This window comes from Nocardia sp. NPDC049190 (assembly GCF_040648115.1).
Classification (GTDB): Bacteria; Actinomycetota; Actinomycetes; order Mycobacteriales; family Mycobacteriaceae; genus Nocardia.
The window spans coordinates 1-19352 of sequence record NZ_JBEZDE010000066.1; the positions used below are offsets into that span (position 1 = coordinate 1).

Here is a 19352-nt window from a genome sequence, read left to right on the forward strand (position 1 = left end):
TGCGATCTCCGATCGAGTACGAGATGATGCAATCGTCCGTCCAACCCGTGGCCTGAAGTCCTGTATGTCGACTCTACGAAACCCGGGGAACATCAAAGTCTCCAGACAAGCCGGGGGGGTTCACCGCACTCACCACCGCCGTCTCCACAGGAAGGCAGGCCAGACCCGACACAGAGAAACAGTGGTATCCAAATTCGCGATCACAAACATCCCCTCCCCGCAGACGGTGCCGAGATTCGCGACCAACCGACGCCGAGTTTCACGACGGAACCAAACTCGATGACCCACGTTCGCTGGGACTGCCCGACTGGTTGGCCCTGGCACGCTGGCTGGTGCATCCGTGAAGCGTTCCGCGGATCGCTATCAGGGCTGGGGTGATGTGGTGATCCTCGCCGCGCGCACCGCCTCCCGGATCGGCGAAGTGTCCAGCTGCCGGGTCGGGTGACATCGACACCAAGACCTGGACGTGGCGGGTTCGGCTGCAGACAACACCATCACCGGGTGGCGTGGCGGACAAGGGCGCCAAAGGCAACCAGGCGCGGCTGACGCGGGGTGAGTCTGCATGTGCTCCAGAAGATCGCAGGCACTCCGACAGCCGGACCACCGAGCGATATCTGCACCCGGACCGCCGCGAGATCACCGGGGCCAGTGGCAAGCTGTCGGAGCACCTGCGGTCCCGTTCTGGTCCCGCTGTGCGGGTGGGCCGATCATGGAGAAAGCCCTCCGACGCTGGGGGTGGTGTGTGTGGCGATCGTGATCGACTGCTTCTCCCCTTCCATCGTGGGCTGGCAGGCCGCCACGATCAAGGACACCGTCATGGTCGCCACCGCACTGAGGACGGCGCTGTGGCGGCGCGACCACGATGGTCACGCCATCACCGAAGGACTGATCCATCACAGCGATGCGGGATCGCAACTTGGGCTCGACTGGTCGTCGCAACACCAGCGGGGTGCAGGGATTGTAGATGTTCGTCGAATGCCTCAGCGGGTGTCTTGCATCCGAGGGCCTTGCGGGGCCTGGCGTTCAATATTGCGGCGACAGGTCCTTTTGGCTCGCCTTCCACCTGGACGGGTCGGTTCCCCTCGGAAAATTTTGGCGCAGAGGACATTGGAATTTCGTTTTGCTCAGCGAAACGGTTTGTAGCAGAACGATTTTCTGGGCAGGCTGTCCTTCCTGCGCTGCGACACACGCATCCCAGCCGACGGAGCCGTTACCCTGCCGCTGAATAAGCCTCGAGGGCACGGGGCATCGGTGAGGTTGCCGACAACCTCACCGATGCCGCGTTCACCGTGCTCGCGTCGGGCGTGTCCGATGGAGGCGCTCAGCGCCGCCGAGGCGCGCCGTCGCTACCTGGAGTCCTCCTGCGCCAATGTGTTGAACATCGACGGGAGCATCGCGAGCAGTGGCCGGAAGTGGGTGAGGGATTCTGGCGTGGGTTCGATCAGTGCGGCCGCGTAGGCGATTTGGCAGCCACGGCGTGCTGCGTCGGCACTACCGACCGCGAAGAGTCGGTCCACGGCTGCGGGGTCGATGCCGGCCAGACTTGCGTCGAAATATCCGGCGAAGGCCACCAGGAAGTCGACTGGCGCACGGTTGCTCATGGCCCAGTTGTAACCCTCGGCGATCCGGAGGAATCGCTCTTCGACAGCGGTGGGGGCGAGACCGTGCCGGGCTGCGAGCGCGACGCCATAGTCTGTTCCCACTTTCTTCGCTCGGCTCCATGCGCTGGCATGCGCCGTGGGGATGTCGAGCTCACCTGTTCGAAGCAGTTCGAGGTAGCGAGCCCACTCGCGGGCTCCGGGATTGTCGAAGTCGCTGCCGTCCGGATCGACAGCCAGTGCGATTCCCCGCTCGACGCCCTCGAGTACGCCAGCGTTGACATGGGAGACCCAAGTTCCTGGCGACCCTAGGCTTTGGTCCTGGAAGAAGGCGATGACTCCTTCCAGATTGAGCCATTTGTCGCCCGCACCCAGCGCGGCGGCTGGACCCGCGCGCAGAGCGCGAAGAAAATCGATCCGCTCGGACATCGACATGAGGTCGATCTCTTCGGCAGTGGCGTCGAGCGCCGTGGCAGCTGCTTCCGGCGTGCGGGCAATTTTCGCAGTGCTGATTGTTGTGGTCATGTCGAATCCTTGCTGGAGCGTGTTCGTGTCGAATACCGACATTGCCGATTCGGGTGCGGAATCGGCATGTGCTGGGGGTAGGCCATACCCTCGGCCAAGTGTAAGGCGACAGGGTTGATTCCAGCAGGATGATGTACGACCCGGTGTCTGGATGTTGTTGGTAGGCAACGTGTCAGTGGCCGGTTCCAGTTTGGCGCCGGCGGCCAGTTGGGGAGAGTTATCCGGCCATGACATGGATGCGTTTCGTCATGATGGTGATAAAAAATAGCGTGGCTCACTGGCCTCGACGGAGGTTCCGTGGCAAGCAAGTCTTGAACGCAGGCCGGCGGGGAGTGAAGATCGATGCATGATCGGTGACCGGTGGGGTGTGAGCGACAGTGAGATCATGCGCCGCTACCCCTGCGACGACTTCCTCGCCTCACCCGCACTGGAGGCGTGGCGGGGTGTGAGTGTCCAGGCGCCTTCCGAAGCGGTATGGCCATGGGTCACCCAAGTGAGGCTGGCGCCCTACTCGTACGATTGGATCGACAACCTGGGTCGCCGTTCACCTCGCGAGCTGGTAGATCTTCCTGAGCCGCACGTCGGTGAAAGGTTCACGACCGCCTGCGGACGCAGGCTGGGCCGGATCGTTTCGGTTGACCCGGGGAAAGAGCTGACCGGCACCATCCGGGGCGCCGTCATGTCCTACGTCCTCGTGGCTGAGGGGCACGACACGACACGCCTACTGTTCAAACTGGTCATGCAAACCAGCCGCGGGGTGGCGCTCGGATTGTCCATCGGCGACCTGATCATGGCTCGACGGCAGTTGCTCAACCTGAAGCTACTCGCCGAGCGGCACCACACCCACCTGTGACGACGCGGGCCGGACAACGGTGAGTCGCAGGCGGTGCAAATGGCAGGTAGCGGGGACTTCATCTGGCCGCGATAAGGGCCTTTCACGGGTCCTGCTGGTATCAACGGAACTGGATACGGCGCGCCTGGACTGGATACGAGGTAGTGCTCGCTAGGACGGCTGTCGACCGACGCTACACCCCAAGGATTCTGTTGCTGTTCCACCGTTCCGTGCTGCCGGTGTCGCGTCAGACCCTCCAGTTCGGCGCCGGGATGATCCGCCGACACTGCCGCGCGATCGGCACGGCTCGGCGCACACTCGACCCGGCCCGTCAAGCCCTGCTCACTCTGGCTCGCGGCGGGTTGTCGCGGCGATTGCCGACCCGCCGTCGCGCGGACTCGATATCACCGCGGTCAACGCTCTACTGCCGCCTACAACGCTTGCGCACGGCGTGCGGCCGAGGCAGGGGAGTGCCGCGGGTGGACGTGTGGTGCCGCTCTGCCGAACAGCAGGCGCGTTGGGGTGGTCACCTGAATCACCACAGCTGCAACCGGAATCGCGGTCACTGTCGGTCGCTGACGGCGTGCATCTACCGGAGTGGGGATGGCCAGGCCCCGATAACGCGACCACCTGGTCTCAGAGTCGAATTCTCTCGGTGTTCAGCGAATCCGCTGCGCGAGCGCGGTGAGAACTGTCAAACATCCACCACACCAGCATTATTCGATGATCGTGAATACCTCTGAGGGCCGCTGATCCAGCCACCCCCGCGTTACCAGGCGCTTCGAGCGCAACCCTCCACCTTCGACCGGTCGATCGTCGCGATCCCCCATTCGGCGGCGACCCCCGGCCTGTGACCCATGGCCGGCTTCGGCGAGCACCTGCGGCGACTACTCAGCGTGCCCAGGCCAGTGTCGTTGGGCCCGCCGAAGGATCGCGGGCTTTTCGCCGCACCGACCGCACCCGCCGCGCCGGTGGTCGAGGTGAAGGAGGTCTCCATCCCGAACGTCGTCGGCAATGCGAGAGTACCGGCAAGGCTGTTGCCGCGTCGATCACTTCACGCTCTGTCACGTCCCGGGTTTCGCCCTCGGCCGATACCGTCGCCCGCCTGGCGGCGAGCATGTTCTTCAGCCGGTCCACCCTGAAACTTCGCCCACGACGTCCTCGTCTCACGCGCAGTGTCGGCCTCTTGAATGTCGGCTGCACCCTGTGTCCCCGCTACAGCGTTTGCACTGTTTGCTAAACTCTGCAAACAGTGTAGCCATCATGGATGGCGATACCTGCTGTCCGATTGAAGTGGAAGGGTGTGACTCATCGATGCCGGGATCGCAACGTCCGCTTTATCAGATGAAGGCCGACTTCTTCAAAACGCTCGGACATCCGGTGCGTGTGCGTGTACTCGAACTGCTCAGCCAGCGTGAGCACGCCGTTTCGGAGATGCTGACCGAGATCGATATCGAGGCGGCCAACCTGTCTCAGCAGTTGTCGATCTTGCGGCGCGCCGGCCTGGTGGCCGCGCGCCGCGAAGGACTCTCTGTGACCTACGAATTGACCACCCCTGAGGTCGCCGAGTTGCTGGGCGTTGCACGAGCAATCCTCACCGGCGTCATCGCCGGCCAGGTCGAAGCCCTCGAACAATCCGCCTGACCGTGGCCACCGAGAGGGACGCCTGAACACTGATTGCAATTTTTATAAACTAGGAACCTAATAGTTTTCGAAGGAGATATCAGTCGTGACCGACCATCTTGATGTTGCCGCGAGCATGCAGGCACCGATCGATCACGAAGGCGTCCTGGCGTGGATCGCCGAAGTCGCGGAGTTGACCGCACCGGATCGCATCGTTTTCTGCGATGGCTCGCGTGCCGAGTGGGACCGGCTCACCGGTCTGTTGGTCGAGAAGGGCTCCTTCGTGCCCCTGTCCGCGAAGCCGAACTCGTTCTGGTGCGTGTCGGATCCCGACGATGTCGCGCGGGTGGAGGACCGCACGTTCATCTGCTCGGACAGTCGCGAGGATGCGGGCCCGACCAACAACTGGGTCGATCCGATGGACATGCGCACGGTGATGACCGAGCACTACCGCGGCGCGATGTCCGGGCGGACGATGTATGTGATCGCGTTCTGCATGGGTCCATGGGATGCCGAGGACCCGAAATTCGGTGTGCAGATCACCGATTCGGAGTACGTCGCGGTGTCGATGCAGATCATGACCCGCTCTGGCGCGCCCGTATGGGAAAAGCTCACCGAAGGAACGGACTTCGTGCACTGCCTGCACTCGGTCGGTGCTCCGCTGGGCGCCGGACAGTCCGATGTGGCGTGGCCGTGTGACAAGACCAAATACGTCGCGCACTTCCCGGAGACGCGCACGATCTGGAGCTATGGGTCCGGGTACGGCGGTAATGCGCTGCTGGGCAAGAAATGTTTCGCACTGCGAATCGCCTCAGTGCTCGGTCGCGACGAGGGGTGGCTGGCCGAGCACATGCTGATCCTCAAACTCACCTCCCCACAAGGCAAGACCCACTACATCGCGGCGGCATTCCCGTCCTCGTGCGGGAAGACCAACCTCGCCATGCTCGAACCTGCCTTGGCGGGGTGGACGGCCGAGACGATCGGTGACGACATCGCCTGGATGCGGTTCGGTCGTGACGGCCGGCTGTACGCGGCGAACCCGGAGACCGGATTCTTCGGTGTCGCTCCCGGCACCGGCGCGAAAACCAACCCGAACGCGATCGCCACCATCGACATGGGCAACTCGATCTTCACCAACACCGCCCGCACGGACGACGGCGACATCTGGTGGGAGGGCCTCACCGGGCAGCCGCCCACACACCTGATCGACTGGCGTGGCCGAGACTGGACACCCGAATCGAAACTCCCCGCAGCGCACCCTAATTCCCGCTACTGCACACCGATCGAGCAGTGCCCGTCGGTGGCGTCGGAGTGGAACGATCCGACCGGAGTGCCGATCTCGGCGATCTTCTTCGGCGGCCGCCGCAAGACGACGGTGCCGCTGGTGGCCGAAACCTTCGATTGGGCACACGGGGTGTTCACCGCGTCGGTGCTGTCGTCGGAAACTACCGCGGCAGCGGCTGGAGCGGTGGGTGTGGTGCGGCGGGATCCGATGGCGATGCTGCCGTTCCTGGGCTATCACGTCGGCGACTACTTCGCGCACTGGTTGAAGCTCGGATCCTCCGCCGATCCGGCGAAGTTGCCGAGAATCTTCCAGGTCAATTGGTTCCGCCGCGGTGCCGACGGCACATTCTTGTGGCCAGGCTTCGGCGACAACGTGCGCGTGTTGAAGTGGGCACTCGAGCGCTTGGACGGTGCCGCCGATGCCGTCGAAACACCGATCGGGTTTGTGCCGACTACCGAGAGCCTCGACCTGACCGGACTCGAGGAAGCATCCCGGAAACTGGCCGCCGCGGCGCTGGCCGTCGACCTCGACGAGTGGGTGGCTGAGACCGCGTCGATCGACGAGTGGTACGCCACCATCGGTGGCAATCGGCTGCCCGAACAACTGCGTGAGCAGTTGGCCGCGCTGAAGCTGCGTCTGGCCGACGCCCGGTGAACGCGTTCGCATTACTGCCACGCTGGTCGGACTGGAGGCCCGCGGTCCGCGCCCCCGGCGCGGACCTACTGTCGGGTCTTATGGTGGCGCTGGTAGCGCTGCCGCTCGCGCTCGGCTTCGGGATCTCCTCGGGGCTGGGCGCTGCCGCCGGGCTGGCCACCGCCGTAGTCGCAGGCGCGGTCGCGGCGGTATTCGGTGGCTCCCGCTTCCAGGTGTCCGGCCCCACCGGAGCGATGACTGTGGTCTTGGTGCCGATCGTCGGCCAGCATGGCGCGAGCGGGGTGCTCGCCGTGGGCCTGCTGGCTGGCCTCGTGCTCGTGGTACTCGCAGTCGCCGGGATCGGGCGGGCGGTACGGTACATGCCGGCCCCGGTGATCGAGGGGTTCACCGCTGGTATCGCGGTTGTCATTGCACTGCAACAGTTCCCGTCCGCACTTCACATAGCCCATGCCGAGGGCGAGAAAGTGTGGCAGTCGGCAATCGACGCGGTCAGCCAATTCCTGTCGCACCCACACCCCCTGACGCCGGCCACCACGCTGACGGTTGCCGCTGTTGTCCTGGTCGGTGGACGGTATCTGCCGAAACTGCCGTTCGCGTTGCTCGCTGTGGCCGCCGCCACCGTCGTTGCGCAGGTGCTCGGTCTGGACCTGACTCCCATCGGGGAAATCCCGTCCGGACTGCCCGCCCCCACACTGGGATTCGTCCACCTCGACCAGCTCCGGTCCCTACTGGCGCCGGCGTTGGCGGTGGCGGCGCTGGCCGCACTGGAATCGCTGTTGTCGGCGACGGCCGCCGACGCGATGGCCGTGGGCACCCGCCACAACCCCGACCGCGAACTGTTCGGCCAAGGCATGGCCAACCTCGCCGCCCCACTGTTCGGCGGTGTGCCCGCCACCGGCGCGATCGCCCGCACCGCGGTCAACGTCCGTTCCGGCGCGCACACCCGCCTCGCCGCACTCACCCACGCCGTCGTGCTGGCCGCGATCATCTATTCGGCCGCACCCCTGGTGGCCGACATCCCGCTGGCAGCCCTCGCCGGAGTGCTGCTGGCGACGACCGTACGGATGGTGGAGACCGCGTCGCTGGCCGCGATCGCCCGCGCCTCACGCAGCGACGCACTCATCATGGCGATCACCTTCGGCGTCACCGTCGCCTTGGACCTGGTGACCGCCGTCGTCGTCGGAGTCGGCATCGCCATCGTGCTCGCCCTGCGGTCGGTCGCAAAAGAAGCTCGGCTGCAGCAGATCCCGCTCGAGAGGCCCGTCGACGACACCGACCACCTGACCGAAGAACACGACCTTCTGCACGACCACATCGTCGCCTACCGCATCGACGGACCACTGTTCTTCGCCGCTGCCCATCGGTTCCTGCTGGAGCTGGCCGAAGTGTCGGACGTGCGTGTGGTCATCCTGCGCATGTCCGGCATCACCGCCTTGGACACCACCGGCAGTCTCGTGCTCAAAGACGCGATCGGCAAACTGGAACACCGCCACATCACCGTCCTGATGTCCGGCCTGCGCGAGGACCATCGACGCCGCCTCGCCGCGATCGGTGCCCTGCCCGCCGGCGGCGACGCGCATATCTTCACCCACACGCCCGAGGCCATCGTCCACGCCCACCGATGCGCATACAGCCCGACCGGACAGACCAGATGAGCGCCCGACCTACACTGACACTCGAACAGCGCATCCGGTACATCCGTGGCGGCACCCTGCCGGATCTATGTCGGCCTGCTCGTCAGTGATCGTGCGCGGCCCGTCCGGCCGCGCCTGCGCCGACTTCGCTCGCCGCGACTACCACTCCAGCGTCTGCCGCCCCTCGTCGGTCAACACCACCTCGGCCACCGGCCGACCCTTCCACGCGAGCCTACAACGCACTTACTCAACGAATTCCCGGCTCGGGACACAAGCGTGAGTTCGACTGCCTGCATGCCCGCCTTGCTTCACACACCGTTTACCACTGTTGGGGGCATCCAGGCAGAGAACGTCAGCTAGCCTGCCCACATTGTTCGGACCACTCGTCGTAACCGTCTTGTATCGCCGAGCGGTACTGGGTCGACGCACATGGTCGTCGTAGGTGGAAAGTTGATGGCCAAGGACATTTTCATCTCGCAGGAGTACGGCTGGACAGCGCAGTTCGGCCTGTTCGAGTGGGCAGTCGAGTTCCTGCATGGCTCGATCACCGATCAAGAGACGAAGACATGGCTGAAGACGGTGCTCGATGAGAATTTGGGGGCCGTTGACCTGAAATCGTTGCCGGACCAGGGCAGGCGGGAGATCCTGCACACGCTGCGCGGGGACTTCGTGCCAGCGGTCAATGCTCGGTTCCCGAACGACCCGCGTACTCGAGGCCACCTGAAGGTTCTGACTCTGATGGCCAAGGACACACCGGACTAGCGTGCATCGTGCGACAGTACTCAGATCAGTGGGTGGCCCCGCGCCGGTAGTGCGATAACCGGGCCTGGTGTTGTCGGCGTCGCCGCCAGCGCGACCAGGCCCAGATGTGATCGGCAACATGTACCGGGGTGAGCGTGAACGCGACCAGCAGGCGGCGGATCTCAGGTAGGCGATGCCCATCGCTGTGGTGATTTCGGGGCCGAGGGCTCCCATTTTCTCGATGTCGACGCCGGTCTTGGCGCTCAACGTTCAAGTCCCCCGGTGAGTTGAGCAGCCTTGGTGGCCAGGGGGAGGTGGACGCGGAACGCGATCAGACCACACCAGATTTGCAGTTTCGGCACGGCTTCGTCGGGGGCGGTGAGGCTGGACTCGATCGCGGTCAGAAGGTTGTCCCATTCGGCGGGCGCCCAATCCAACAGTTGCTTCTCGGCGGGACCGAACCAGTGAGCCGATGCGTAAGGACCTTGTCATGGTAGTAGCGGCGGTGGCGAGCGGCCATCCGGGCCGATTCATCCACCTCGCTGGTGGAACGCTCGTGGAGCCGTTGCTGGGCGAACACCCGCAGGCTTTCCAGCAGTAAATGCCGCACCGTGGTTGATGTAATGTGCACGGTCACCAGCGATTGATCGACCAGCCGCTCGAGCAGGCCCTCGATCTCCTGCCTGGCCAGAACCACCCCCACGTCAGCGGACCAGGGCGCGGGATGGTCGCCGTGCCCGGATTCACCGTCGTCGGCACAAACATCCTCGACCGCTACCGGATCCGCTCCAACACCACAGCAACCCTGCCACCGTCGTGACCTGTAGTCGCTGCACCCTGCTGTGCTGATTCACGAATTTCCGGAGACCAGCCTCGTAGCGACGATTGAGCGGGCCGGTGTCTCATCGGTGTCGCCGATCGATGCCGATGCGCCGAGGGTGGTGCGCGTCGGACTTCAGTTCCACTCTGTGGTCGACAGCAAAGCGGTGAAGAATCCGTCGATGATCGACGAGCAGAAGAAAGCCACAAACTGCGCCGGAGTTATGTCCGGGGATCCTTCGACCCTGACCTCGTCGACGGTGGCGGTATGGAATCGCAGGTCCCTGTATGAGGCGATCGACACCACCACCCCCGGCCGGCGTCCGGTGTTGCATATCTTCACTGTCCCTGGCGAGTTCATCCGCCAGCTCATCGTGCAGGGCCGCCGCGAGGGCCTCGCGGCCGCGGGCAGCGCCTCGGCCGGCCACTGGCCATGACGATGAACAGATCCAACAAGCCTGCGGCATCCTCACCCGCCTGGAGGAGAGGGTGTCCTCGGCCGCCCCGCTGCTGGGGGTCCGCGATCTACAAGTACGTGCCTGAACTGGCCGAGACCCGCACGGCACCAATCGGATCAACGCACATGTGATCGAGGGTTGACCGCCGAGGAACGTCCGGGAGGTAATCGCTATCGGAGGCTGGCATTCGATAGTCCCACCCTACGAGCGATTTGAGCGCCACAATGGCGGCGACGCGGAGCTGGCCACGATTGGTTTTGGTTACGTACTCGTGCTCAGGCTGGCGGGGAGTCCGGAGCTCATCCGGTGAGCGATCGCATCGAACACCAGCATCACGAGGTCGACCACAGCGCCGCGGGTCAGTCCTTGTTCACCGTCGATCCACGCAAGCAGGAGTTCATCGGCGGCTGCCACGATAGCGAGTCCGAGCAGTAGTACCTCGTTCCTGCTCAGAGCCGAACGCGTGGGCAGGAGATCGGCGACCAGTTGGGCGAGTTGGTGCAGGCCGTCCTGTCTCTGCCGAAGGGCGACCGGTCCGCCGCTGAGTATCTCGCGCAGTTTGATGCGGCCGCGTGCGGGATTCTTGTCGAGCGAGCGCGTAAGCGCGTCGATCATGGCGCGGGCACCCGCCGATGCCCCGGTCGTGTTCGCGATCGCCGCGCGGCAGGCGGCGATCTCTTCGTCGATCAGTTGTGCGTAGACGGCGGCCAGCAACGAGTCGAGATCTGCGAAGCTCTCGCCGAAGTAGCGGTCCCGTAATCCTGCTTTCCGCAGTACGGAGCGTATCGACGTGGCTGCGTAACCGCGTTGGCCGAACAGCTCACAGCCCGCATCGATGAGTCGCGTTCGTCGCTCGGCGGCGCGTTCAGCCGCGGTCTTACCGTCGTAATCCCTCATCGGTTCCTTCCACGCTCATTGCCATTGCCGTCGCTTACTCCCGGAAACATATCGTTACGATATCACCATCTGGGGTTATATGCCATCTGATTGTATTCGACCCCAGATGTCCTTACGGTGGTGACATGACTCAAACATCATCGTTTTCAACGACAGAGAACTTCGACTACGTCATCGTGGGCGCGGGTAGTGCTGGTTGTGTACTGGCCAACCGGCTCACCGAGGACCCCTCGGCTCGAGTGCTCCTCTTGGAGGCCGGACCGACCGACTCTTTGGACGCCATCCAGGTGCCGGCCCTGTTCAGCTCGCTGTTCGGCTCAGAGGTCGACTGGGACTACGAACTCGAGAAGCAGGCGCATTATCATGGGTCGAGGACGTTTCCGCGAGGAAAGACACTGGGCGGGTCCTCCTCGATCAATCTGATGATTTATATCCGGGGACATCGCATCGACTTCGACGGATGGGGCGAGCGCGGCAACGTCGGATGGGACTACGACAGTGTGCTGCCCTACTTCATCAAGGCCGAGCACAATAGCCGCCTGAGTTCCCCGTTCCATGGCAGCGAGGGCCCGCTACACATCGAGGATCGGTTGTTCACCCATGAGTTGTCCCACGCCTGGGTGGACGCCGCGACGGAATGGGGCTTGACCCGCAACGACGACTTCAACGGCGCGGACCAGATCGGTGCGGGCGTCTATCAGGTCTACTGCCACAACGGACGTCGCTGGTCTGGCGCCGATGGATATCTACGGCCGGCGCTGCTGCGGCCCAATCTTGTTGTGCGCGTCGGCGCCCACGTGACCCGAGTCCTCCTCGAGGGCGACCGAGCAAGGGGCGTTGCCTATATCGAACACGGAACCGAGCACACCGCGCATGCGGAGTCCGAAGTCCTGCTGAGCGGTGGGGTCATCAACTCGCCGCAATTGCTGCTGTTGTCGGGGGTCGGCCCGGCCGACCAGTTGCGCGCGCAGGGCATCGACGTCGTCGCCGACGTACCAGGGGTAGGAGAGAACCTGCACGACCACACCATGGTGCCGCTGGTGTGGGCGACCCAGCACTCCAACGACCTACTGGACATGGCCGTCCCCGAGAACATGGCTGTCTGGCAGAGCGGGCGAGGCGGCCCGTTCGCCTCCAACGGCGGTGAAGTAGGGGCCTTCATGTCCACCAGTGGCTTCGACGTGCCCAACGTACAATTGATCGGTGGAGCGACCGCGTTCGTCGATCATGGCCACACCAGCCCGCCGCTGCCGAACTTCACCATGCTGACTGGATCGACACATCCGCGCAGCCGTGGCCGGTTGTGGCTGAGGTCGACCGACCCGCTGACCCATCCCCACATCGACCCGGCCTACTTCACCCACCCCGACGACGTCGCGGACATCACCGCAGGGCTGCGTGCCTCGCTGGAGATCGCCAGCCAGAGCCCGATCGCCAAATACCTTCGCGACTTGAACCTGCCGACCGAAACCGCCCTGGACGACACAGCACTTGCCGACCATGCGAAACGGTGGTCGCAGACCGAATACCACGCCGTCGGAACATGCACGATGGGCATCGACGAACGCGCCGTCGTCGACCCGCAACTGAGGGTGCGCGGTATCACTGGACTACGCGTGGTCGACGCCTCCGTGATGCCGGCTGTCGTCAGCGGCAACACCAACGGAGCTACCGTGATGATCGCAGAGAAAGCCGCCGACCTCATCAAAACCCCGGCCACCACGGGCCGGTGGATATGAACTCGCAGGCACAGACAATTAGGTGGGTAGGAACACCAGTTCCCCATCATGGGCTGCCGCCCAGTCCCGGACCTCGGCGCTTGTCCTTCACGACTTTCTGGCCGACCGTTGACCACCACTCAACTCAGCTGGCAAGCAAACAGTAGGCATATCCCCCCTACCGACCGCACCGAAGCCGTGAGACGGTCAAGTCGTGTTCGAACGTCCGTGCTGGTGCTTTGGCCGATGCCCGCCTCCTACCCTACGGCAGGGCTGATCCGGTGACGGCCGAAGGCGACCTTCTATTCTTGTCGCTTCCGTGGACTCGGGCCGAAAGTCGGATGGTCGCGGCTATTCCTTCTGCCACAGCCACTTTGTCGACATCCGCAGTTGCTGATATTTGAATGGAAGCCGAGCAGCTTGCTGTATCCGGACCGATGGGTAGTGCGAACTTCCCCGTTGGACGACCGGCTGTGCTTCGACGTGTCCCTACTGCTTCCACTGCGGCCAGCGTGGGGTGCAGCATACGAGGGGTGGATGCGCCGACTGCAATCAGCATGACCTCCAGATCTGGTCGGATTTCGGTACGCCGAGTCCGCCGACTGCCGACCTGATCGACACGATCGGTGAGTACTGACAACTATTCACCAGCGCACCCGTAATACCGTTTAAGGATCTACTGCCATGCCTCAGAAACTGTCCGACGATGACTACTTGGTGGATTACGATGTCATCGTCGTCGGTGGTGGGCCTGCCGGCTCTACCACCGCGACTCTCATTGCCCAGGAAGGGCATCGAGTGCTGCTGCTGGAGAGAGAGCAGTTCCCTCGATACCAGATCGGCGAATCGTTACTTCCTGCCACCATTCACGGAATCTGCCCCCTACTCGGGGTGTCTGAAGAGGTGGCTGCGGCCGGGTTCACTACCAAACGGGGCGGCAGCTTTCGATGGGGTCGTGATCCAGGTGTGTGGACGTTCGCCTTCTCCTTGTCGCCGCAGCTTGCCGGACCCTCTGACTACGCTTACCAGGTCGAACGGATGAAGTTCGACAAGATCCTGCTCGACAACGCTGCTCGCTGTGGCGTGACGGTGAAGTACCGCCATCAAGCGGTAGGTGTCCTGCGTAGCGGTGGGCGCGTCTGCGGGGTTCGCCACTTCGACGGCGCGGGTGTGGAGCATCAAACCACGAGCCGGTGGGTGATCGACGCATCCGGGAATACCAGTCGTCTGCGGGATGCGGTGGGCGGATATAGGCAGATGTCTCCCGATTTCCGCAGCGTCGCCTTGTTCGGCTATTTCGCGGGCGGAAAGCGGCTCGCACCTCCGAACTCGGGCAATATCTTATCCGCGGCGTTCCCCAGTGGCTGGATCTGGTACATCCCGCTCGCAAAAGACCTCACGAGTGTAGGAGTCGTAGTCCGTCGCGACCACGTCGATCGTTTACGCGGCGACAGACGGGCCGCTTATCATCAGATGATCGCCGAGTGCCCGATCGTGCACAGCTACCTCGACGGAGTCCCGACCGCGACTACGCCGCCATACGACCAACTGCGCGTGCGCAAGGACTACTCCTACCATCACACCGAGTTGTGGTGCCCTGGAATGGCATTGGTCGGCGACGCCGGTCTATTCGTCGACCCGGTCATTTCGACTGGAGTGCACCTGGCGACCTACGGAGGTCTCATGGCCGCCCGCGCCGTGAACACTGCGCTGGCTGGTGAATTGGATGAGGTGACGTGCTTCGACGAGTATGAAGCTCGTATCCGGCACGAGTACGAGAGGATCTACAACTTCCTCCTCGCTTTCTACGAAACGCGCGACGAGCAGGGATATTTCCGGGAAGCCAAACGTGTCACCGGCCGGCAAGGCGCTCCGGTCGAGGCCTTCGTCGACCTGGTGGGCGGGATATCGTCACGCGACGACGCGCTGCCCGATAACTCCGGTCTCTCTGCCGAGGCGAGGGACATCGACGCAATGATCAATCACGCACGTGGCGACGGCGACGATATTGTCGGATTGCATCACGTGCCCGTAGTCGAAGCGGCGCTCGGGGGGACCATCGCGATGAGACAACTCAGGCCCGGAAATCCCGAATACGGCGGAAAGCCGATGTTCGCCAATGGACTCGGAGTATCTGCCGACGGGCGTCGGTGGGTGATCCCGGCGGGGACCGCCGACACGCCGACCGCTTGAATCTCGTGATCGGTGCGCACACGACACCATCAACCAGCGGTGCGATCAGCTATGCCTCGATCCGACACAAGCCTGGAAAAGTACAATCGAGCCGCCCCGATATTTCCGCGTAGGTTTGTCTCGAAAACAAGCCCGATCCCGTGGAGCGAACGTTCATTGCGTACTCCTCTCGATAAGGCGTTTCGCCGAAGACGAGCCACGAACTCGGAAGGCGGCGCCGGTTCTGCGCGTGCCGGGTGCGACCTGCCCGAGCTGGACTGACGCGCAGTGATATCAACAGTGGAAACCGCACCCACAGAGTGAGTTTCGGTCGTCACCGCTTCGTGGCAAGGCCTGCATATGCCCAGCGAGGCCTCTGCTGGTGACTGACACAGAACTCCGATCTCCACGAATCGGTATCTCGACGCCTCGCATCGGTAAGAAAGTTTCGAAAGTGGACCTACTGGCACAAGACACCGTGCCGCCTCTCGGTGGACATACACTGTTTCTCTTCCTTTTACAGATCGGTGTTCTATTGCTTGCGGCCCTGATACTCGGGCAGCTCGCGAACAGGTTGGGGATGCCGAGAATTGTCGGTGAGTTGCTCACCGGGATAGTTCTCGGCCCATCGCTGCTCGGCAACGTGGCACCTACGTGGTTCGCTACGCTGTTTCCCCAGCAGTCCGAGCAGATGCAGCCGCTCGACGCGTTCGGGCAGGTCGGCTGCGTGTTGCTGGTCGGGCTCACTGGCCTACAGCTCGACCTCGCGCTGGTCAAGCGGCGCGGCGGCACGGCCGTCAAGATAAGTCTGCCCGGGCTGGTGATACCACTCGGGCTCGGCATCGGCGCCGGAAGCCTGGTACCCGCGTCATTGCTCGCTGACAGCTCGCAGCGCGCGGTATTCGCCGGTTTCCTCGGTGTCGCACTATGTGTGAGCGCTATTCCGGTGATCGCGAAGACTCTGATCGACCTGAAGTTGATGCACCGCAACATCGGACAGTTGATCCTGGTGTCCAGCACCGTGGATGACGTCCTCGGCTGGCTCGGCCTTTCAATAGTCACTGCGATGGCTACTACCGGACTACGCGCCGGTGCCGTCTTGCTCTCCATCAGCACCCTCGCGGCGTTCCTGGTCGTCGCCTCACTCGTAGGGCGCCCACTGGTAACTGCCGGACTTCGAGCTGCTGAGCGGTCCGGAGGAACGACACCTGCAGTGCTCGCTGTCGTGGTCATACTCACCACGAGCGCGATAACTCAACGGCTCGGTCTCGAAGCGGTCTTCGGTGCGATGGTCGCAGGGATCGTGCTTCGGGCCGCCGACGTCGACATTCAGGCACGACTAGCCCCGGTCCGGCTAGTCGTCATGGCCATACTCGCCCCGGTCTTCTTCGCGATGACCGGGTTGCGGATGGACCTATCCGCCCTCGCCAACCCGATAGTCCTCGCCTTCTTTCCAGCGCTTTTGGCGATCGCGGTCGTGGGCAAGTTCGCTGGCGCATTCCTCGGCGCCTGGACCAGCGGCCTCAACCGCTGGGAGGGCCTGGCCCTCGGTGCCGGCATGAACTCGCGCGGAATTGTAGAAGTGGTCGTAGCAACCACCGGACTGCGACTCGGCGTGCTCACAACCGAGACCTACACCGTGATCGTGTTGATCGCGATCATCACCTCCGTGATGAGTCCGCCGATTCTGCGTCTCGCTGCGGCTCGGATCGCTGAGACCAGTGAGGAGCAGACACGGCTCAGATCGCTCGACCCACGGGAAGTGGATAACTCGTCATCCAAGTATGGAAAACGGAATCCGGCCACTGATGCTGTGAGCGAAGGGCATCCCGGACCTACACACCGCGGGCCCGAACGGACCGCTTGATTCGTGCAAGTCGACGATCCGGAACTAGGGCGCTGTCAGGCGGCGCTCCGGGTAGCGTCGATTGCGCGGAAGATCCACCGGCGGGTGATCTATGAGGCGTTGACGTAGCACCGGCCGTAAGCCGAACAGCTTCCAGCGAATGCGGGCGACTCGATACCTGCTCCTCCTGTCAATGGGCTGTGCCAGCAGATCGGTTGCAGGACAGGCTCGCCGACGCTGTAATCCACGCGGAGAAACCCGCGGGCGATCCGGTGCATGAAGCCATGTCGCCACATGCCTGCCTTGTGTCTGCCTTTTGGTTCGGGGTGGCAATCCGGCCAGCCGGTGGATCGTTGCCCGCAGCACGGTGCTTCTTGCCGGCGCGCCGCGCCTTGCCCGTTGTAGCGCCTGCTCCATCGCGACAGTGGTCGGGTAGGAGACGCACTGCGCAATAGCGTGGAGCTCCTGCCCAGTGGCGAAGCGCCGGCCCTTGAACCGGACCGCGCGGCTGGCATCGCTGGTCAGCGGCAGTTGAGGCAATTGCGGTTCACCGGCAATCGATGTCAAGATGCGCAGGCCGGACTTGATGGTGGCGGGTAGTCCGCCTCCGCAAGGATGGTGAGCAGCGGCGCGCGCTGGTCGAATAGTGCGGCGGCGGCGACCTCTTCGGCGTTCAACAGCCGCCATAGCTGCAAATTCTGTTCGGATACCAGGACATGTTTTCGCTGTGAACTATCCGGCGGCGCCGAAATGATGGGCATTTGGGGCGTGCAGGTCGCTGCCGCTGAATACTGAAACCGCATCGCCGCTGAGTCCCTTGATGCGGTTCATCCGCTCCGTGCGGCACTGGACTCCCGATCATTGTGATGGCGTCGATGCTTGTGACGAGTTCGGCGAGGAGTTCGGCGCTCATGTAGATGCCTGTCATCCAGGGATCATTGCCGACCATTATCGGAGCACTCGAACTCCGCGACGGTGGCGAAGTACTGTCGCAATTCGTTCTCGGTCAGCCGCCAGCAGGACATCGAGTTGAAACCATGATCGCGGTGGCGCCGACCCGGGCACGTTCGATAGTGCCGGCCGTTGTGACGTCCGAGACATCGACAATCGTGGGTACCTGACCGGCGACTCGCCCGAGGCACGTGGCTGTTGCCGGTCAGGTACCCGGTTCGACGAGATAGACGTTCTCGCCGCTATGTCTGAGCGCTGCGAACGCATCGACACCGGTGTCGATCGTCCGGTCCAGCAGTCTGCCCAGCGCGCGGGCGCCAACGTCGGTGTCGGCCCCAAGTGGCGTCACTGGCTGCGCCACAACCCCGGAGACGACGTGATGTGCCATTACGTCGTTCATTGTGATCACGTCCATTCGGAATAATCGAGGTGGCTGCCGTACGCCCGCTGTCTTCAGAGAAGCCGCAACGTGTCGGCTACAACGTGAATCTCACACGTCTCTCGTTGGGGCTGTATGGGAAATACCTATTACATCTCTTTTCTGATCACCTGGTGGTCAGCACATCGTCGGTCGCTGACTTGAGCGTCGTAGTTCCGCCCAGACATCGGTGTTGTCTTGTGGTAAGCAAACTGTCAGCGTGCTAGCGGCGCGGTGCGGCGGTAGGGTGGGAGGAGTGGGGTACAGGGTCTTGATGCGTCCAGGTCCGGACAGCAGCTTTGAACTGTCGGTAACGCTGAAGGGATCGGTCACGGTCGGTCCATCGCACTTCAATGTCGCTCGGGAGCTTCGTTGGTGCTGAGCTTCGCGGGCGCCAATTCGGGCGCCGAATTAGTGGGCAGGGTGCCGGAACTGCGGGACTTGCAACGGGTGCTGGCAGATGGTCTGGCAGGCTCGGTGGGCGTAGTGGCCGTCGTGGGCGAACCAGGCATCGGCAAGACGCGCATGCTCGGTGAGCTGTGCGAACGTAGCGTTGCTACAGGTTTCGATGTGTTGGCCGGACGTGGATCCGAATTCGAGCGTGAGATTCCCTACGGTTTGGTGGTCGAAGCCCTCGACGAGCGATTCCGGGCGCTCGAGACCGAGATCATCGAGGATCTGGGACGCGACACAGTTACGGAACTCGCCGCCATACTGCCGTCGCTGTCGCGACTCGGTGACCGGCTCACGAGTCGACTGGAAGTGGAGCGATTCGAGTTCCACCGCGCGGTACGAGCCACGTTCGAAATGCTTGTCCGCGACCGTCCACTGTTGGTGGCTCTCGATGACGTGCACTGGGCCGACCCCGCCTCCGTAGAACTGATCGGTCACCTACTACGGCGTCCGGTGCCCGGCATGGTGCTGGCTCTGGCCTACCGTCCGCGACAGGCACCACACCTGCTACTCAGCGTGGTCGAGCAAGCGATGCGCGACAATCTCCTACACAAACTCGAACTGGCGCCAATGACGATCGGTGAGGCAGCTGCCCTACTGGGGCGACGACGAGGATCGCCGCTCGTCCGAGAGTTGCACGCCGAGAGCGGCGGAAACCCGTTTTACCTCGAGCAACTGGCACGGATGGCCCGCAACGATCCAGCGGCTCCACGGCCCGCGGCGTGGGC

General features: G+C 63.4%; 16 protein-coding genes and 1 pseudogene. 11 read left to right on the top strand and 6 right to left on the bottom strand.

Annotated elements, in window-relative coordinates:
- Positions 1–874: 874 nt before the first annotated feature.
- Together AB0B25_RS30445 and AB0B25_RS30450 are read right to left on the bottom strand one after the other, a co-directional pair.
- Positions 875–1101: pseudogene (locus AB0B25_RS30445) on the bottom strand (hypothetical protein); the annotation flags it as partial.
- 245 nt (positions 1102–1346) lie between these two features.
- Positions 1347–2123 (bottom strand): hypothetical protein, encoded by a 777-nt coding sequence (locus AB0B25_RS30450; protein WP_357186811.1) that lies wholly within the window; start codon positions 2121–2123, stop codon positions 1347–1349.
- A gap of 346 nt (positions 2124–2469) precedes the next feature.
- On the opposite strand from AB0B25_RS30450, the gene AB0B25_RS30455 reads away from it, so the two are divergent.
- The 5 genes from AB0B25_RS30455 to AB0B25_RS30475 all read left to right on the top strand — a co-directional run bounded on the left by AB0B25_RS30455 (position 2470) and on the right by AB0B25_RS30475 (position 8913).
- Complete coding sequence (locus tag AB0B25_RS30455; RefSeq protein ID WP_357186814.1) at positions 2470–2976, top strand: polyketide cyclase; 507 nt, start codon at positions 2470–2472, stop codon at positions 2974–2976.
- Between the two features lie 1293 nt (positions 2977–4269).
- On the top strand, positions 4270–4599 hold the full coding sequence (locus AB0B25_RS30460) for a metalloregulator ArsR/SmtB family transcription factor (protein ID WP_357186848.1): 330 nt from the start codon (positions 4270–4272) through the stop codon (positions 4597–4599).
- Positions 4600–4714: 115 nt separating this feature from the next.
- The gene (locus AB0B25_RS30465) at positions 4715–6517 is read left to right on the top strand and encodes a phosphoenolpyruvate carboxykinase (GTP) (protein ID WP_357186851.1); all 1803 of its coding nucleotides are present in this window, start codon (positions 4715–4717) and stop codon (positions 6515–6517) included.
- Complete coding sequence (locus AB0B25_RS30470) at positions 6514–8172, top strand: SulP family inorganic anion transporter (protein ID WP_357186817.1); 1659 nt, start codon at positions 6514–6516, stop codon at positions 8170–8172. The genes AB0B25_RS30465 and AB0B25_RS30470 overlap by 4 nt, the downstream gene beginning before the upstream one ends.
- A 432-nt stretch (positions 8173–8604) precedes the next feature.
- Positions 8605–8913 carry a hypothetical protein gene (locus tag AB0B25_RS30475; protein WP_357186820.1) on the top strand — a complete coding sequence of 103 codons (309 nt, stop codon included), beginning with the start codon at positions 8605–8607 and terminating at the stop codon, positions 8911–8913.
- A gap of 242 nt (positions 8914–9155) precedes the next feature.
- Here AB0B25_RS30475 and AB0B25_RS30480 read toward each other — a convergent pair whose 3' ends face one another.
- Positions 9156–9329: a hypothetical protein gene (locus AB0B25_RS30480; RefSeq protein ID WP_357186823.1), complete on the bottom strand. Its 174-nt coding sequence runs from the start codon at positions 9327–9329 to the stop codon at positions 9156–9158.
- A gap of 206 nt (positions 9330–9535) precedes the next feature.
- Between AB0B25_RS30480 and AB0B25_RS30485 the strand changes: the two genes are divergently transcribed.
- Both AB0B25_RS30485 and AB0B25_RS30490 read left to right on the top strand, forming a co-directional pair.
- Positions 9536–9712: a hypothetical protein gene (locus tag AB0B25_RS30485; protein WP_357186826.1), complete on the top strand. Its 177-nt coding sequence runs from the start codon at positions 9536–9538 to the stop codon at positions 9710–9712.
- Positions 9713–9893: 181 nt separating this feature from the next.
- A complete protein-coding gene (locus AB0B25_RS30490; RefSeq protein ID WP_357186829.1) occupies positions 9894–10148 on the top strand; it encodes a hypothetical protein in 255 nt (84 codons plus the stop codon).
- Positions 10149–10430: 282 nt separating this feature from the next.
- Here AB0B25_RS30490 and AB0B25_RS30495 read toward each other — a convergent pair whose 3' ends face one another.
- Positions 10431–11066, bottom strand: coding sequence for a TetR/AcrR family transcriptional regulator (locus AB0B25_RS30495; protein WP_357186832.1), 636 nt, complete (start codon positions 11064–11066; stop codon positions 10431–10433).
- A 125-nt stretch (positions 11067–11191) separates the two neighbouring features.
- On the opposite strand from AB0B25_RS30495, the gene AB0B25_RS30500 reads away from it, so the two are divergent.
- From AB0B25_RS30500 to AB0B25_RS30510, 3 genes are all read left to right on the top strand, one after another.
- On the top strand, positions 11192–12805 hold the full coding sequence (locus AB0B25_RS30500; protein WP_357186835.1) for a GMC family oxidoreductase N-terminal domain-containing protein: 1614 nt from the start codon (positions 11192–11194) through the stop codon (positions 12803–12805).
- 663 nt (positions 12806–13468) lie between these two features.
- A complete protein-coding gene (locus AB0B25_RS30505) occupies positions 13469–14977 on the top strand; it encodes a tryptophan 7-halogenase (protein ID WP_357186838.1) in 1509 nt (502 codons plus the stop codon).
- 457 nt (positions 14978–15434) lie between these two features.
- The gene (locus tag AB0B25_RS30510; protein WP_357186854.1) at positions 15435–16823 is read left to right on the top strand and encodes a cation:proton antiporter; all 1389 of its coding nucleotides are present in this window, start codon (positions 15435–15437) and stop codon (positions 16821–16823) included.
- 542 nt (positions 16824–17365) lie between these two features.
- On the opposite strand, the gene AB0B25_RS30515 is transcribed toward AB0B25_RS30510, so the two are convergent.
- Both AB0B25_RS30515 and AB0B25_RS30520 read right to left on the bottom strand, forming a co-directional pair.
- Complete coding sequence (locus AB0B25_RS30515; RefSeq protein WP_357186840.1) at positions 17366–17563, bottom strand: hypothetical protein; 198 nt, start codon at positions 17561–17563, stop codon at positions 17366–17368.
- Between the two features lie 395 nt (positions 17564–17958).
- Positions 17959–18168: a hypothetical protein gene (locus AB0B25_RS30520; RefSeq protein ID WP_357186843.1), complete on the bottom strand. Its 210-nt coding sequence runs from the start codon at positions 18166–18168 to the stop codon at positions 17959–17961.
- A gap of 378 nt (positions 18169–18546) precedes the next feature.
- On the opposite strand from AB0B25_RS30520, the gene AB0B25_RS30525 reads away from it, so the two are divergent.
- On the top strand, positions 18547–19352 hold an 806-nt coding region (locus tag AB0B25_RS30525; protein ID WP_357186846.1), incomplete at its 3' end, for an AAA family ATPase.